The organism is Janthinobacterium sp. 78, assembly GCF_003096775.1.
In the GTDB taxonomy this organism is placed as follows: Bacteria; Pseudomonadota; Gammaproteobacteria; order Burkholderiales; family Burkholderiaceae_D; genus Janthinobacterium; species Janthinobacterium tructae.
In genome coordinates this window covers 5,574,789-5,590,357 of the sequence record NZ_QENT01000001.1, presented here as the reverse complement: position 1 = coordinate 5,590,357, position 15,569 = coordinate 5,574,789, and the positions used below count along the sequence as shown (strand labels likewise).

At 62.7% G+C, this 15,569-nt stretch carries 16 protein-coding genes; 10 read left to right on the top strand and 6 right to left on the bottom strand.

Annotated elements, in window-relative coordinates; all coding sequences use genetic code 11:
* Positions 1-27: 27 nt before the first annotated feature.
* Both C8C92_RS24545 and C8C92_RS24540 read left to right on the top strand, forming a co-directional pair.
* The gene (locus C8C92_RS24545; protein WP_071075583.1) at positions 28-678 is read left to right on the top strand and encodes a VTT domain-containing protein; all 651 of its coding nucleotides are present in this window, start codon (positions 28-30) and stop codon (positions 676-678) included.
* Positions 679-886: 208 nt separating this feature from the next.
* Positions 887-1,879 carry a carbonic anhydrase family protein gene (locus tag C8C92_RS24540; protein WP_243420348.1) on the top strand — a complete coding sequence of 331 codons (993 nt, stop codon included), beginning with the start codon at positions 887-889 and terminating at the stop codon, positions 1,877-1,879.
* Here C8C92_RS24540 and C8C92_RS24535 read toward each other — a convergent pair.
* From C8C92_RS24535 to tsaE, 3 genes are read right to left on the bottom strand one after another with little or no spacing between them, the layout of a single operon-like run.
* Positions 1,876-2,712 carry a D-hexose-6-phosphate mutarotase gene (locus C8C92_RS24535; RefSeq protein ID WP_243420347.1) on the bottom strand — a complete coding sequence of 279 codons (837 nt, stop codon included), beginning with the start codon at positions 2,710-2,712 and terminating at the stop codon, positions 1,876-1,878. The genes C8C92_RS24540 and C8C92_RS24535 overlap by 4 nt on opposite strands.
* Before the next feature lie 13 nt (positions 2,713-2,725).
* Complete coding sequence (locus C8C92_RS24530) at positions 2,726-4,123, bottom strand: N-acetylmuramoyl-L-alanine amidase (protein WP_116745496.1); 1,398 nt, start codon at positions 4,121-4,123, stop codon at positions 2,726-2,728.
* Complete coding sequence (tsaE, locus tag C8C92_RS24525; protein ID WP_034780043.1) at positions 4,087-4,575, bottom strand: tRNA (adenosine(37)-N6)-threonylcarbamoyltransferase complex ATPase subunit type 1 TsaE; 489 nt, start codon at positions 4,573-4,575, stop codon at positions 4,087-4,089. Before tsaE ends, C8C92_RS24530 begins: the two co-directional genes overlap by 37 nt.
* A 78-nt stretch (positions 4,576-4,653) precedes the next feature.
* On the opposite strand from tsaE, the gene queG reads away from it, so the two are divergent.
* On the top strand, positions 4,654-5,745 hold the full coding sequence (gene queG / locus C8C92_RS24520; protein WP_116745495.1) for a tRNA epoxyqueuosine(34) reductase QueG: 1,092 nt from the start codon (positions 4,654-4,656) through the stop codon (positions 5,743-5,745).
* Positions 5,746-5,752: 7 nt separating this feature from the next.
* Here queG and C8C92_RS24515 read toward each other — a convergent pair whose 3' ends face one another.
* Positions 5,753-6,097 (bottom strand): DUF3052 family protein, encoded by a 345-nt coding sequence (locus tag C8C92_RS24515; protein ID WP_165829540.1) that lies wholly within the window; start codon positions 6,095-6,097, stop codon positions 5,753-5,755.
* Between the two features lie 146 nt (positions 6,098-6,243).
* On the opposite strand from C8C92_RS24515, the gene C8C92_RS24510 reads away from it, so the two are divergent.
* Together C8C92_RS24510 and C8C92_RS24505 are read left to right on the top strand one after the other, a co-directional pair.
* On the top strand, positions 6,244-6,885 hold the full coding sequence (locus tag C8C92_RS24510) for a PadR family transcriptional regulator (protein ID WP_116745494.1): 642 nt from the start codon (positions 6,244-6,246) through the stop codon (positions 6,883-6,885).
* Between the two features lie 22 nt (positions 6,886-6,907).
* Positions 6,908-7,735, top strand: coding sequence for a siderophore-interacting protein (locus C8C92_RS24505; protein WP_116745493.1), 828 nt, complete (start codon positions 6,908-6,910; stop codon positions 7,733-7,735).
* Between the two features lie 203 nt (positions 7,736-7,938).
* Here C8C92_RS24505 and C8C92_RS24500 read toward each other — a convergent pair whose 3' ends face one another.
* Positions 7,939-8,523, bottom strand: coding sequence for a response regulator (locus C8C92_RS24500; RefSeq protein WP_116745492.1), 585 nt, complete (start codon positions 8,521-8,523; stop codon positions 7,939-7,941).
* 18 nt (positions 8,524-8,541) lie between these two features.
* Positions 8,542-10,527, bottom strand: a complete 1,986-nt coding sequence (locus C8C92_RS24495) for a PAS domain S-box protein (protein ID WP_099762238.1) — start codon at positions 10,525-10,527, stop codon at positions 8,542-8,544.
* A 179-nt stretch (positions 10,528-10,706) separates the two neighbouring features.
* Between C8C92_RS24495 and C8C92_RS24490 the strand changes: the two genes are divergently transcribed.
* The 5 genes from C8C92_RS24490 (at position 10,707) to xerD (ending at position 15,510) form a co-directional block, all read left to right on the top strand.
* A complete protein-coding gene (locus C8C92_RS24490; RefSeq protein ID WP_099762239.1) occupies positions 10,707-11,705 on the top strand; it encodes a TRAP transporter substrate-binding protein in 999 nt (332 codons plus the stop codon).
* 115 nt (positions 11,706-11,820) lie between these two features.
* Positions 11,821-12,393 (top strand): TRAP transporter small permease, encoded by a 573-nt coding sequence (locus C8C92_RS24485; RefSeq protein WP_116745491.1) that lies wholly within the window; start codon positions 11,821-11,823, stop codon positions 12,391-12,393.
* Positions 12,390-13,670 (top strand): TRAP transporter large permease subunit, encoded by a 1,281-nt coding sequence (locus tag C8C92_RS24480; RefSeq protein WP_116745490.1) that lies wholly within the window; start codon positions 12,390-12,392, stop codon positions 13,668-13,670. Before C8C92_RS24485 ends, C8C92_RS24480 begins: the two co-directional genes overlap by 4 nt.
* Before the next feature lie 425 nt (positions 13,671-14,095).
* Positions 14,096-14,596, top strand: coding sequence for a methylated-DNA--[protein]-cysteine S-methyltransferase (locus C8C92_RS24475; protein ID WP_116745489.1), 501 nt, complete (start codon positions 14,096-14,098; stop codon positions 14,594-14,596).
* A complete protein-coding gene (gene xerD, locus C8C92_RS24470; RefSeq protein ID WP_207781109.1) occupies positions 14,596-15,510 on the top strand; it encodes a site-specific tyrosine recombinase XerD in 915 nt (304 codons plus the stop codon). Before C8C92_RS24475 ends, xerD begins: the two co-directional genes overlap by 1 nt.
* Positions 15,511-15,569 lie beyond the last annotated feature (59 nt).

Sequence of the window (15,569 nt, the reverse complement as noted above, 5' to 3'; positions counted from 1 at the left end):
TCCGCCGCTACCTTTAGGGAAAAATATATGGATTTTGTGCAATTCCTCGACATGATCGTGCATGTCGACAAGACGCTGGGTCTCTTGATCGAGCAGTACGGTACCCTCGTGTATGCAGTGCTGTTTGCCATTATTTTTTGCGAGACAGGCCTCGTGGTGCTGTTCTTCTTCCCTGGGGATACCTTGTTATTTATCGCCGGCGCGTTTTGCGCGACGGGACAGATGCACCTGGGCTTGCTGATTGCCTTGCTGGTGACGGCTGCCGTCACGGGCAATACGCTCAATTACTGGATAGGCGAGGCCATCGGGCAAAGGGTGTTTACCCACGATTACCGCTGGATTAACAAGGATGCCATGCGCCGCACGCATGAATTTTTTGAAAAGCACGGCGGCAAGACCATCATCCTGGCCCGTTTCGTGCCGGTGGTGCGCACCTTCGCGCCGTTCGTGGCCGGCATTTCCGACATGACGCATGCGCGCTTCCAGATGTACAACGTGACGGGCGCCCTGTTGTGGGTGGTCGGTCTGGTGACGGCGGGCTACTTCTTCGGCAATATCCCGTGGATCCGCGACCACCTGACCTTGATCGTGCTGATCGGTGTCGGCGCCGCCGTGGTGCCGGTGGTACTGGGCGGCATGTGGAAACTCTACAAGCGCATGGTCGGCAAGTCGGCGTAAGGCCGCATGGATACGGGGCAAGCGCGCTGCGGCACAGTCCGCAGCCGGCCCCGGATCCCGTTTTTCTCTGCCTCGTTTCTGTTTTACTCCCCCGCTGATTCAAGTTTTGTTGCTTTCCAGCCGTAAACCAGAGGGTGTTCTCTCTTTCTGGATTTCCATGCGACATTTGAGCGCCCTGTTAGCTTGCAGCCTTGCCGCGATGGCGGTCATGGCAAGCGCCAAAGATGCCCCCGCTGCGGCGAGCGCCAGCGCGTCCGCGCCGATGTCGGCGTCGGCGCGCGCGGCCGCCATGAAAACCCTGACCGAATCGGTGAAGGGCAAGGAGGGCAAGAAGGAGGTCAAGGCGCCTGTCGTGGTCGCGCCCACGGCGCGCGAGAAGGAAGAAGCGGCCGAAGTCGACCTGTCCGAACGTATCGCGGCGCGCCTGGCGGAAATGCGCGCCACCCAGGCGGCCCGCGCCGCCGCCCGCGCCAAGCGCGCTGCCGTGGTGAAAGCGGCGCCACCGCCACCACCTCCCGTGGCGCGCGGCACGCACTGGTCGTACGAGGGCGACAGCGGCCCGGCCAACTGGAGCAAGATCAATGTCGACTGGGCCAAGTGCGGCAATGGCAGCCGCCAGTCGCCGATCGATATCCGCGACGGCATGAAGGTGGAACTCGAACAGATCAGCTTTGACTACCGCCCGTCGTCGTTCAGTGTGGTCGACAATGGCCACACGGTGCAGGTGGGCGTGAGTGGCGGCAATTACATCACGGTGCAGAACCGCATGTTCGAGTTGCAGCAATTCCATTTCCACCGCCCGTCCGAAGAGCGCATCAATGGCAAGGCGTTTGAAATGGTGGTGCACCTGGTGCACCGCGATGCGGAAGGCCGGCTGGCCGTGCTGGCCCTGCTGCTGGAACGCGGTGCGCCGCAAGCGACCATCCAGACGGTGTGGAATAACCTGCCGCTGGAAAAATTCGAGACCATGCAGCCGACCATCCTGCTCGATCCGGCCGAGATGCTGCCGGTGCGGCGCGATTACTACACCTACATGGGATCGATGACGGAGCCGCCGTGCAGCGAAGGCGTGCTGTGGCTGGTGATGAAGCAGCCGGTGCAGGCGTCGCCGGCGCAGATGGCGCTGTTCAGCCGTTTGTATCCGTTAAATGCGCGTCCGATTCAACCAGCCAACGGACGCATCATCAAGGAATCGAATTAAACGAATTCGAGGTGCTGGCGGCCGGTCCATTGCGCCCCAGCAGCGAGCGTATCGGGCTGGATCAGGGCCGGCTCGATGCAGATGAAGCGCTGGTATTCGTCGTCGGCCAGGTCGGGCAGGGCGGCCGCGTCTTGCGCGCCCGGGTTCCATACGACGGCATCGGTAAAGCCCTGCTGCTCCAGGCGCAGGGTGTGGTTGCCAGACTGCAGGGTCAAGGCGCCCGGCAACTGGTAGTAGATGCGATCGAGCTTGTCCGCGAATTGCAACAGCTCTTCCGCCTGCAAGGCATCTTGCGGCGTCTCGTCCGAATAGCGCACGCGCTGCAGGCCGCCTATGCGCGCCTCGCTCAATTGATCGATCGCAAAATAGCTGTGCAGGGCGGCCGAGAACGGAAACGCCTGCTCGCCCGTGTTGTGCACGGACAGGTTCAACTCCAGCGACTGCGCCTTGACGGCCACGCGCAGGCGCAGGGTGAAGGCCCAGGGCCAGGTGGTGGCGATTGCATCCGGCAGGTCCGTGTGCTGCAAGGTAAATACCGCATGGGCGGCGCCATCGGCGTCGCCGGTCGATTCCAGCTGCCAGGTCGCCACGCGCGCAAAACCGTGGCGCATGCCCGTGCCGCGCGCGCCGAACTGAGGGAAGATCACGGGTACGCCGCCACGGATGGCGCGGCTGCCGTCGAGGGCGGAATCGCGGCTGCAGAACAGGCGCTCCTGGCCATCGCTGGTCTGCCACGCGACCAGGTGGCCGCCATACAGGGTGACGGTAGCCTGCGCGCCATCGGCGGCACGGATGGTCACGGCAGGCAATTGGCCAAAAGTACTCTCGTTCATGCGGGTGTCCATGTCAGGTCAATCGGCTTTTCGCCAGCGGCGGATTCTTGGCAAAGTAATTCTTGATGCCCGTGACGATGGCGTCGGCCATCTGGTCCTGGTAGCCGTTGTCGGTCAGCTTGGCTTCTTCTTCCGGATTCGAGATGAAGGCCGTCTCGATCAGGATGGAAGGGATGTCCGGCGCTTTCAGCACGGCGAAGCCGGCTTGCTCGACGGAGCCCTTGTGCAGGCGGTTGATGCCGCCGATTTCGCGCAGCACGGCCTTGCCCAGCTTCATGCTGTCATTGATCTGCGCCGTCGTCGACAGGTCGAGCAGCACGCTGGCCAGCTGCTTGTCGTGGTTTTTCACGTTCACGCCGCCGATCAGGTCGGCCTGGTTTTCCTTGTTGGCCAGCCAGCGCGCAGCCGTCGAGGTGGCGCCCTTTTCGGACAGCACGAAGACGGACGAGCCGCGCGCCGTCGGCTGGATGAACGCGTCGGCGTGGATCGAGACGAACAGGTCGGCCTGCACCTTGCGCGCCTTTTCCACGCGCATGCCCAGCGGGACGAAGAAATCGGCGTCGCGCGTGAGCATGACGCGCATGTTCGGTTGCAGTTCCAGCTTGGTTTTCAGGCGCTTGGCGATGGCCAGCACCACGTCTTTTTCGCGGCTGCCGCGGCTGCCCATGGCACCCGGGTCTTCACCGCCGTGGCCGGGGTCGAGCGCAATGGTAATCATGCGCACCACTTTCTGGCCCGGCAGGGGGCGCGCTTCGGGGCGCTGTTCCGGGCGGATATCGGGCACGGGCGGCACGATGGTCGCCACCGGCGGCGCGATGGCCACGGGCGGCTTGCCGCTGTCGGGCAGGGGCAGCGCGGGTGGCGGCGTATGCGTGCCGGCCATCGGTGGCTTGGCCGGGTCGCTCGACCAGTCGCCCTTTTCGATCATCTGCGCGATCAGGTCCGGCTCGTGCACGGGATACAGGTCGAAGATCAGGCGGTGGTTGTATGAGCCGGCCGGCGGCAGAGTAAACAGCTGCGGCGTGACTTCCTCTTTCAGGTCGAACACCAGGCGCACGACGTTTGGCCGGTTCTGGCCCACGCGCACCTGCTTGATGTACGGGTCGTTCGACTGGATCTTCGCCACCAGGCCTTTCAAGGTGGGATTGAGCTCCAGTCCTTCGATGTCGACCACCAGCCGTTCCGGGTCCTTGACGATGAAGTGGGTCGCCCTCAGGATGCTGTCGTTTTCCAGCGTGACGCGGGTGTAGTCCTCGGCCGGCCAGACGCGCACGGCGAGAATTTGCGCCGCCATCGCCGACATGGGCGCGAACACGGACAACAGCAGGGTGCCGCCGGCCTTGAGTACCGTGCGCCGGGTGATGGGCGAGGAGATCAAAGGTTCGGGGCGAATTTGAGACGGTGAAGGCATGACAGACCCAATTCAGAAGACGCTTGCAATTCTACATCACGTCCTGTACCCGCAACGTTCAAATAAATATTCAGGTCGGCCGGCGGCAGCACCGGTTCGGCTTTCTCGGGCCATTCGACGATGCAGATATTGCGGCCGTCGAAGTCTTCGCGAAAACCGGCGTCGAGAAATTCCTCGGCGCTGCCCATGCGGTACAGGTCGAAGTGGATGACATTGACGCTCTGGCCATCAAGCTGCACCGTGTACGGTTCGGACAAGGTGTAGGTGGGGCTTTTCACGTGGCCCGCATGGCCGGCTGCGTGCAGCAGGGCGCGCGTGAGGGCCGTCTTGCCGGCACCCAGGTCGCCGTGCAGGTAGATCGCCAGGCCGGGCGCCAGTGCGCGCGCCAGCGCGGCGCCCAGCGCGGCGGTGCCGGCTTCGTCGTGGAGGTGGGCTTTGAAGTGTTCGGTCATTATCTTCGGTATCGCATAAAATGGAGGCTGCTGTCATTGTAACCGCCCGCGCGCCTGCCGTTTTCCGTAAAGTCCCCTATGTCCGCCACCGTCACCGATCTCGCCGTCCTGGCGCGCACCATCAAAGAATGGGGGCGCGAGCTCGGTTTTGCCGAGGTGCGCATCGCCGATGTGGACCTGTCGCACATGGAAGCGCCCTTGCAAGCCTGGCTCGATGCAGGGTATCACGGCGAAATGGATTACATGGCCAGCCACGGCATGAGGCGCGCGCGCCCGGCCGAACTGGTGCCGGGCACGGTGCGCGCCATCAGCGCGCGCATGAATTATCTGCCGCCGGCGCTGGGTCCCGACTGGCGCACGCACGAGGCGGCGCGCGACGCCGATCCGTCGGCGGCCGTCATTTCCGTGTATGCGCGGGGCCGCGACTACCACAAGGTGATGCGTTCGCGCCTGCAGCAGCTGGCCGAGCGCATCAAGGGCGAGATCGGCGACTTTGGCTACCGCGTCTTCAGCGATTCGGCGCCCGTGATGGAAGTCGAGCTGGCGCAAAAGGGCGGCTTGGGCTGGCGCGGCAAGCACACCTTGCTGATCAACCGCCAGGGCGGCTCCTTTTTTTTCCTCGGCGAGATCCTCATCGACGTGCCGCTGCCCGTCGACCCGCCGGAGACTCCGCGCTGCGGCCAGTGCTCGGCGTGCATCACGGTGTGCCCGACGCAAGCCATCCTGGGGCCGTACCAGCTCGACGCGCGCCGCTGCATTTCCTACCTGACGATCGAATTGAAGGGCGCCATTCCCGTCGAGATGCGCCCCTTGATCGGCAACAAGGTGTACGGCTGCGACGATTGCCAGACCGTCTGCCCGTGGAACAAGTTCGCCCAGCGTGCCGTGGTACCCGACTTCGACGAGCGCCACAGCCTGGGCAGCGCCGGCATGGTGCAGCTGTTCGCCTGGACGGAAGAGGAATTCAACCGCCGCATGGAAGGCAGCGCGATTCGCCGCATCGGCCACGAACGCTGGCTGCGCAACCTGGCCGTCGGCATGGGCAACGCGGCCGCCAAGGCCCGGGGCCAGGCCGACATCGTCGCGGCCCTGCTGTCGCGCCGCGAGCACCCGTCGGCCATCGTGCGCGAACACGTCGAATGGGCGCTGGCGCTGCACGGCGTCGCCTGACCTGCGTTTAAACTTGTTTCAGGCGCAGCGCCGACCACTCACTATCGATGGCGACCATCGCCACGCTGTCGAGCCCTATCGTTTGCGCAAAACTGCGGATATCGTCGCGGTGGATGTCGCTGCCCGCTTTCGCGCCGCCCTTGCGGTACGCCACCCAGACCGCGCCGCCGGGCGCCAGGCGCGCCTGCGCCAGCGGCAGATACTGCTCCAGTTCCGCACGGCTGCGCGCGAACAGCAATAGCCAGTCGGCATTTTCACCATCCCGTGCCAGCCGCTCCGCCGGCAACTGCGCCAGCAGGGCCGCATGCTCGCTGCCGTCATTGAGCACGGCCAGGGCCTTGGCATTTTTCACAACCATTTTCTCAAAGGCGGTTTTGTCAGGCATGGCATGGGCGTGTGGAGTGGGAAAAGGAGAGCATAACAAATTTCTCCTTGACTTATCGATATATCGTTATAAAATGGCGATACCTACTAACGATATATCTTTAAAGAGAAAACATGAGAAACTCACATCACGCAGAACACGGCCATTGCGGCCAACATCACCACCACCATCACGGCGAACACCGCCACGAATACTTCATGCACGGCCGTGGTCCGCGCGGTTTCGACGAGCGCGGCGACGGCATGGGCTATGGCGGCCCCGGTGGCCCCGGTGGACGAGGTCGCGGTGAGCGGGCCGAGCGCGTCTTCGGCCGCGGCGACCTGCCGCTGATCGTGCTGGCGCTGATCGAAATCAGCCCCCGCCACGGCTATGAAATCATCAAGGCCATCGAAGAGCGTTGCGGCGGCGCCTACGCCCCCAGTCCGGGCGCCGTGTATCCGACCCTGACCTTGCTGGAAGAGCAGGACCATGTTACGTCCTCCGAAAGCGCCAGCGGCAAGAAGCTCTATACGATCACGGAGCTGGGGCGCGCGTATCTCGACGAGAACCGTGCCCAGGTGGACGGCATCCTGGCCCGCCTCGACATGTTTGCCCGCGTCCAGGCGAAAAACGCCTTGCCCGAGCGCGTGCGCCAGGCCATGCACACGCTCAAGCATGCGCTGTTGCTGAACAAGAGCAGCTGGAGCGACGCCGAAGCCGAGCGCGTCTCCGCCGTGCTGGAACAGGCGGCGAACGCCATCGTCGATGGTCACTGAGCCCACTTTACAAGGACAAGCAATGACTAACGCATCACCTGCAACGCCACGCCCGCACGCCATCGAGCGCGTGCGGCATGACTTGACACTGCGCGTGCTCACCGTCGTGCGCACCGAGCAACTGACGCCGCACATGCGCCGCATCACCCTGGCGGGCGACGACCTGGACGGTTTTGTCTCGCCGGCGCACGACGATCACGTAAAACTGTTCTTCCCCGCCCCGGGGCAGGCTACTCCCGTGTTCCCCGTGCTGGGCAATGGCGCCAACCCGATCCAGTATGCGCCAGGCGCGCGTCCCATCGCCCGCAACTACACGCCGCGCCGCTATGACGCCGAGCGGCGCGAGCTGGAAATCGATTTTGTACTGCATGGCGATGGCCCTGCATCGCTGTGGGCGGCGCAAGCCGCGCCCGGCCAGACTCTGGGCGTGGGCGGACCGCGCGGCTCGATGCTGGTGCCGCTTGATTTCGACTGGTATGTGCTGGTGGGCGACCAGACGGCCTTGCCGGCGATTGCCCGTCGCCTGGAGCAGTTGCCGGCCACAGCACGGGCGATGGCCGTGATTGAAATCGTCGAAGACGGCGAACAGATCACGCTCGAGTGCGCCGCGCAGCTGGACGTGCGCTGGGTGGCGCGCAATGGCCGCAGCGGCCCCTTGTTACTGGAAGAATTGGCGAAGGTCGCGCTGCCGTCTGAGGGCGACGGCTATGTGTGGGTGGCGTGCGAGCATGCGCAGGTGCAGGGCTTGCGCGGGTATTTTATCGACGCCGGGGTGCCGAAGCAGCACCTGCATGTGGCCAGTTACTGGAAGCATGGGGCGGCGGAGCATCACGAGCATCATGATGAGTGATGGCGGTGGCGGTGGCGGTGGTGGTGGTGGTGATTGTGGTGGTGTCGGGTTACGCGCGTTGCGCTAACCCGACCTACATTGCAATGTAGGTTGGATTAGCGGCGCGTCAGCGCCGCGTAATCCAACATCACCTAACCCGACCTACGCTGCGAATGAGATCGTAGGTCGGATTAGCGCCGCGTAATCCGACATCACCCGCAGCATCACTTCAACAACCCCGCCAGCTCCACCGCCGTCTTGACCTGCATCTTGTCAAAGATATGCGCGCGGTGGACTTCCACGGTGCGCATGCTGATGCCCAGCTTGTCGGCCACCACCTTGTTCATCTTGCCCGCCAAAATCAGGTCCAGCACTTCGCGTTCGCGCGATGACAGGGTAGCCAGGCGCGCGTGCACGGCGGCCAGTTCGCCCGCCTGGCGCGAGTTGGCCAGGCCCTGCTGCACGCGGTCCATCAGGTCGTTGTCGTTGAACGGCTTTTCAAAGAAATCGAAGGCGCCCCGTTTCAGGCTGTCGACGGCCATCGGCACGTCGCCGTGGCCGGTGAGGAAAATCACCGGCAGGCGCGCCGTCAGGTCGCGCTTGACCAGCTGGTCGAACAGGGCGATGCCGTTCATGTCGGGCATGCGCACGTCGAGCAGCACGCAGTCGCCGGCGACGTCGAAGTTGCCGTCGAGGCTATCGAGGAATTGCTGGGCGCTGGCGTAGATGCGCGCGTCGATGCTGCGCGAGGCGGCCAGCCAGGACAGCGAGTCGCGTACGACCTCTTCGTCGTCGATGATGTGTAGCATGGTGTCTCCGGCTCGTCGTTATTGGTTATCGGTTAGTGCTTGGTGCTGAATGCGCGGCGCGGCCGGCACGCTGAATGTAAAGATCGTACCGCCAGCGGGGTTGGCGCCGAAGGTCAGCGCGCCGCCGTGAAATTCAATCGCGGTGCGGCAGATGTTCAGGCCCATGCCCATGCCTTCGGACTTGGTCGAGAAAAACGGCGAAAACAGCCGCTCGGCCACGTCCTGCGCAATGCCGTGGCCATGGTCGATCACGTCCACCGTCACCATGCCCTGCTGCGCGTCGTGGCTGGCCCGCAGGCGCATGATACGCCGTCCGGGCGCCGCGTCCTGCATCGCCTCGATGGCGTTGCGCGTCAGGTTCAGCAGTACTTGTTCGATCATCACGGGGTCGGCGCGCAGCAGCGGCAGGTCCGGCGGCAGCTCTTCCTGGATGGTGACATAGTATTTGCGTGCCTGTAGCTCGATCAGCGCACGGATGCCGTCGATCACGGTGCGGATGGCGATATCCTGGCGCTGCGGTTCGCTCTTGCGCACGAAATCATGCACGCTGCGGATGATCTGGCCGGCCCGCTGCGCCTGCGCGCTGGCCTGTTCCAGCGCCGGCTTCAGGGTGTTCGGATCGACGGGGGCGTCGTGCTCGATGGCGCGGCGGATCAAATTCAGGGCCCCTGTCGTGTAGCTGGAAATGGCCGCCAGCGGCTGGTTCAGTTCATGTGCCAGCATCGAGGCCAGCTCGCCCATGGTGGCCAGGCGCGAACTGGTTTGCAGTTTTTCCTGCTGCTGGCGATTCAGTTCCTCGACCCGTTTGCGGTCCGAGATGTCGAGCACGGAGCCCATCCAGCCTGTCTGCTTGCCGTTCTTGTCCACCAGCGGCGCTTCGAAGATCAGCACGGCCACGCGCGTGCCGTCGGGGCGCTGGAAATAGGTTTCGAACTGCGGCGTGGGATTGCCGGCCAGCGCCTTGACGAAGCGCTGCTGGTACTCCTCCAGTGCTTCCGGCACCCAGTAGGGCATGGGTGGCAAACGGCCCAGGATTTCCTCGGCCGGATAACCGACGATCTGGCAGAAGGCGGGATTCACGTAGGTGACTCTTCCTTCCAGGTCGCGCGCGCGCATGCCCGTCACCAGCGAGTTTTCCATCGCCGTGCGAAACAGCATCTGCTGGCGCAGCGCCCCTTCAGCCACCAGGCGGCGCGAAATATGCCGCCACAGTGCCAGCAAGCTCCACAGCAAACCCAGCGACAGGGCGATGACGGAGCCGACCAGCAAATTGGGCAGCAGCTTGGGCTGGCTTTTCACGCTGTCGGTAAACAGGATGATGGTGGCGCCGGGCACGTCGAGCGCGCGCTTGTGCGTGTACACGCCGTGGCCGGGACCGGCGGCGGCGCGCCGCGCCAGCACCTTGTCGTCGCGGTCGATCAGCGAAATCTGGTTATCCTGGGCAAACCACCACGGTACCATTTCATCGAGCAGGCTGCTGATCTGGTAGGTGGCCACCAGGCTGCCCACATAGCGCTGGCCATCGAACAGGGGCTGGTGGTAATCCATCAGCATGGCGCCCGGCGGCGCGTCGGGAAAACCGCTTTGCTGCGAAGGCTGGGCGTACTGGCCCCGGTGCAGGCGGCGTGCATTGTCGGCCGCCGTCAGTGAAGCCGGTGAAAACGCCAGCGCGTGCGGCAGATTGCTGTCGCTGCTGGCCAGCACCTTGCCGCTGGTGTCGAGCCACAGCACGCGCTGCAATTCGCGGCCATTGCGCAACATCTGCTGCAGCCGTTCGTGCACTTTTTCCGCGCCCAGCGAGGCGCTGGCGATGTCCACACCCAGGTTGAACAGGCTTTCCTCGTTGCGCGCCAGCTGGAAGCGGATGGTTTGCTCCACCCACAGGGTGTCGGCGATCAGCTGCTCCTGGCGCTCGTTGCTTTCCATCTGGCGCGCCTGCCAGGGCAGCCAGAACAGGATGGACAGGAACAGCAGCAGCAGGATGACGGGCAGTAGCCAGCGCATCGGGCTCGATAGCTTGAAGCGGCGTGCAAGGGTGGGGGGAGTCGGCATGGCTGGCAGGGTAGCGGCTTATCGGGAGCTGGCTATTGTGGTTAACCACAATAGCCGGGACAGTTTCTTTGGCACAATATTGAAGTAGACAAATAATAAAGTTTTTTTCAAAAACCATCCAGGAGACAAAAATGCAGATGAAAACCATGTTCGTCGCGCTGTGCGCAGCCATCGGCGCCACTGCCGGCGTCCACGCTTATGCGCAAGCCCCCATCGTCATCAAGTTCAGCCACGTCGTGGCGACCGACACGCCGAAAGGCCAGGCCGCCGAGCGCTTCAAGCAGCTGGCCGAAAAAGCCACGAATGGCAAGGTCAAGGTTGAACTGTACCCGAACAGCCAGCTCTACAAGGACAAGGAAGAACTCGAAGCGCTGCAACTGGGCGCCGTGCAGATGCTGGCGCCGTCGCTGGCCAAGTTCGGCCCGCTGGGCGTGAAGGAATTCGAAGCCTTCGACCTGCCTTACATCTTCCCCACCAAGACGGCGCTGTACAACGTCACCGAAGGCGAAATCGGCAAGAGCCTGCTGAAGAAGCTGGAACCCAAGGGTATCACGGGCCTGGCTTACTGGGACAATGGCTTCAAGGTGATGTCGGCCAACAAGCCGCTGCACAACCCGGCCGACTTCAAGGGTTTGAAGTTGCGCATCCAGTCGTCGAAGGTGCTCGATGCGCAAATGCGCGCGCTGGGCGCCAATCCGCAGGTACTGGCCTTCTCGGAAGTGTATCAGGCGCTGCAGACGGGCGTGGTCGACGGCACGGAAAATCCGCCATCGAATATGTACACGCAAAAGATGCATGAAGTGCAAAAGCACGTGACCATATCGAACCACGGTTACCTGGGCTATGCCGTCATCGTCAACAAGAAATTCTGGGATGGCTTGCCGCCCGATATCCGCGGCCAGCTGGAAAAAGCCATGCGCGAAGCGACCACGTTTGAAAAAGCCATCGCCCAGCGCGACAACGACCAGGCCCTCGAGGCCATCAAGAAATCGGGCAAGACGCAGATCTATACCTTGACGGTGCAGGAACAGGCCGAGTGGCGCAAGGCCCTGGCGCCCGTGCAGAAGGCCATGGAAGGGCGCATCGGCAAGGATCTGATCTCGGCCATCAACAAGGAAAGCGCGAAGTAATTGCGCTGGCCGCGCCACCCGGCGCGGCTGTCAGGGACATCCTGTCTTTCTGTAGCAACGGCACCTGCGCGTCCTGCGCGGGTGCCAGCGTACCCGCATTCTTTGAAAGTCCACCATGAAATTTCTGGATCACCTGGAAGAGTGGCTGATCGCGTCCCTGATGGGCGCAGCCACCTTCATCATCTTCGTCGCGGTCGTGCACCGCTACCTGGCAGGCTTGCCGATACCGGTCGTGCAAGACTTCCTGATTCAAATCAATACCAGCTGGGCCCAGGAACTGTGCATCTATATGTTCGTCTGGATGGCCAAGTTCGGCGCCGCGTATGGCGTGCGCACCGGCATCCACGTGGGCGTCGACGTCTTGATCAACCGCATGAACCCGCGCTGGCGCGACCGTTTCGTCGTCTTCGGCCTCGGTGCCGGCGCCCTGTTTACGGGCATCGTCGGTACCCTGGGCGCCAGCTTCGTGTGGTCGATCGGCCACACGGACCAAACCTCGGCCGACATGGAAGTGCCGATGTGGCTGGTCTACCTGGCCGTGCCGCTCGGTTCTTACCTGATGTGCTTCCGCTTCCTGCAGGTGATGGTGCATTTTATCAAGACGGGCGCCTTGCCCAAACACGACCACTCGCATGTCGAGGGGCTGGAAGAGGAATTGACGGCAGAAGAAAAAGGAGCCAAGGCATGAACGCGCTGATTATTTTTGTGTTGCTGCTGGCGCTGATGCTGACCGGCATGCCGATTTCCATTTCGCTGGGCCTGACGGTGCTCACGTTCCTGTTTACCATGACCAGCGTACCTATCGAATCGGTAGCCCTGAAGATTTTTACGGGCATCGAGAAGTTCGAGATCATGGCCATTCCGTTCTTCATTTTGGCGGGTAACTTCCTCACGCATGGCGGGGTGGCGCGGCGCATGATCAACTTCGCCAGCTCCATGGTAGGCCACTGGCATGGCGGTCTGGCGCTTGCCGGCGTGATGGCGTGCGCGCTGTTTGCCGCCGTTTCCGGCTCCAGCCCCGCCACCGTGGTGGCGATCGGCTCCATCATCCTGCCGGCCATGGTCAAGCAGGGCTATCCACGCGGTTTTGGCGCCGGCGTCATCACCACCTCGGGCGCGCTGGGCATTTTGATACCGCCGTCGATCGTGATGGTGATGTATTCGGTCAGCACCAACACCTCGGTGGGCAAGCTGTTCATGGCGGGCGTGATTCCCGGCATGATGCTGGCCATGCTGCTGGGCCTGACCACGTGGTTTTTGGCGCGCAAGCACAACTATCCGCGCATGAAGAAGGCTAGCTGGGGCGAACGCTTCGTCACCTTCAAGAAGAGCGCCTGGGGCCTGCTGCTGATCGTCATCGTCATGGGCGGCATCTACTCGGGCGCGTTTACGCCCACGGAAGCGGCCGCCATGGCTGCCGTGTACGCCTTCATCATCGCCGTCTTCGTCTACAAGGACTTGAAGATCAAGCAAGTGGGCAAGGTCTTGCTCGATTCGGCCGCCATGTCGGCGATGCTGTTGTACATCATCACGAACGCCGTGCTGTTCTCGTTCCTGATGACCAGCGAAAACATCCCGCAAGCGATGGCCGAGTGGATCACGGGCAAGGGCTTGGGCGTGATCAGCTTCTTGCTGGTGGTCAACGTGCTGTTGTTGTTGGCGGGTAACGTCATGGAGCCGTCATCGATCGTGCTGATCATGGCGCCGATTTTGTTCCCCGTCGCCATGAAGCTGGGCATCGATCCTGTGCACTTCGGCATCTTGATCGTGGTCAATATGGAGGTGGGCATGTGCCATCCGCCCGTGGGCCTGAATCTGTACGTGGCGTCCGGCATCACCAAGATGGGCATTTCCGAATTGACCGTGGCCGTGATGCCATGGCTGCTGACGATGCTGGCCTTCCTGATGCTGATTACCTACGTACCACAAATCTCGCTGTGGTTGCCAAATTTAATTTACAACTAAAACAGTTGTCCCCGTCATGGTGCAAAAAAAGTCGATCCGGCCGAATAAATGCGCTATGATGGGCAGCCTTAAGGGGGAAAACGTAGTTGCTTATACGCCCTGGTAGCAAGGCTGAAATACAGAATTGGCAACAAGGTTGGTGGGGGAGTAGTCTATAAAAACGGTATTGATACCGGGGATATATTGAGGAGACACACGTTTCACAGAAGTTGTTGAGTCATCGCTGTCTGCCGCCACAAGCCGGCACCGGCGGACCCAAACGACCGGGAACGTGAAGCAATATTTGAAGCGCACCGATTGGTGCGCTTTTTTTTCGTGCGCGGGAAACGTCCGCCCACCTGTCCGAAGACGGTGCATAATCGCCAGAGTGCACCATCGTGTGCCTGCAGGTTGTATATTTGCCACACTTGAATAATGATCAGCAGATGAAAAAACAACAGGACAGTGAACTGTTCAGTGCCATCGTGGCCGCGCCGTTCGGTGCCATGGGGGTGCGCGCGCGGGATGGCCAGTTGCGTGAACTGGTCTACCTGCCGCCGCACTTCGCCGAAAAGGCGGCGCAGGATGCCGTCTCCGAGCGCGCGTGCGTGCAACTGGCGCGCTATTTCCGCGACCCCGATGCGCCGTTCGACTTGCCGCTGGCCGAACTGGGCAGCGCCTACCAGCAACGCGTATGGGCGGCGATTGCCGGCATCCCGCGCGGCCGGGTGCGCACCTATGGCGACGTGGCGCGCCTGATCGGCTCGGCGCCGCGCGCCGTGGGCCAGGCCTGCGGCGCCAACTGGTATCCCGTGGTCATACCTTGCCACCGGGTCACGGCCGCTGGCGGCCTGGGCGGCTTTGCCCATCACGACGATGCCAGCGGCTTTCACCTGGGCGTGAAGCGCTGGCTGCTGGCGCATGAAGGCGTGGCGGCTTACCTATGATGAACAGCCTGCTGGCGCCCGATAACGCCACCCTGATCGATGAATTCTGCGACAGCCTGTGGCTGGAAGACGGCCTGTCGAAAAACTCGCTGGACGCTTACCGGCGTGACATGCGTCTGTTCGCGCGCTGGCTGGAAGTGGCGCGGCCCGGGCGTGAGGGCCTGTACGAGGTGTCCACGGCCGATATCGAAGCGTATTTCGCCGCCCGCCACGACGAGAGCAAGGCGACGTCGTCGAACCGGCGCCTGTCCGTGCTCAAGCGCTTTTACCAGCTGGCCTTGCGGCACAGGCATATCGCCGCTGACCCGTGCCTGAAGATGGTCTCGGCCAAGCAGCCAGCGCGCTTCGTGCACACGCTGAGCGAAGCGCAGGTGGAAGCGCTGCTGGCGGCGCCCGACGTGAGCACGCCGCTGGGCCTGCGCGAGCGCACCATGCTGGAACTCATGTATGCGAGCGGCTTGCGCGTGTCGGAACTGGTGGACTTGAAATCCGTCGAACTGAGCCTGAACGATGGCGTGCTGCGCATCACGGGCAAGGGCAGCAAGACGCGGCTGGTGCCGTTTGGTGAGCAGGCGCGGCTGTGGATCGAGCGCTACCTGAAGGAGGCGCGCGGCGTCATCCTCGATGGCCAGATGGACGATGCGCTGTTCGTCACGCGGCGCGGGGGCGCCATGACGCGGCAAATGTTCTGGGTCATCATCAAGAAACATGCGCTGAACGCCGGCCTCACGGCGCCGCTGTCGCCGCACACCCTGCGCCACGCGTTCGCCACGCATTTGCTGAACCATGGCGCGGACTTGCGTGTTGTGCAATTGTTACTGGGACACTCCGATATTTCCACCACGCAGATTTACACGCATGTGGCGCGCGAACGGCTGAAACTGCTGCATGCGCAGCATCATCCGCGAGGCTAAATATTTGGTGTTTGGTCCAATTACGTCATAATGTGTCTTATGTGCTTATCTGTAACATC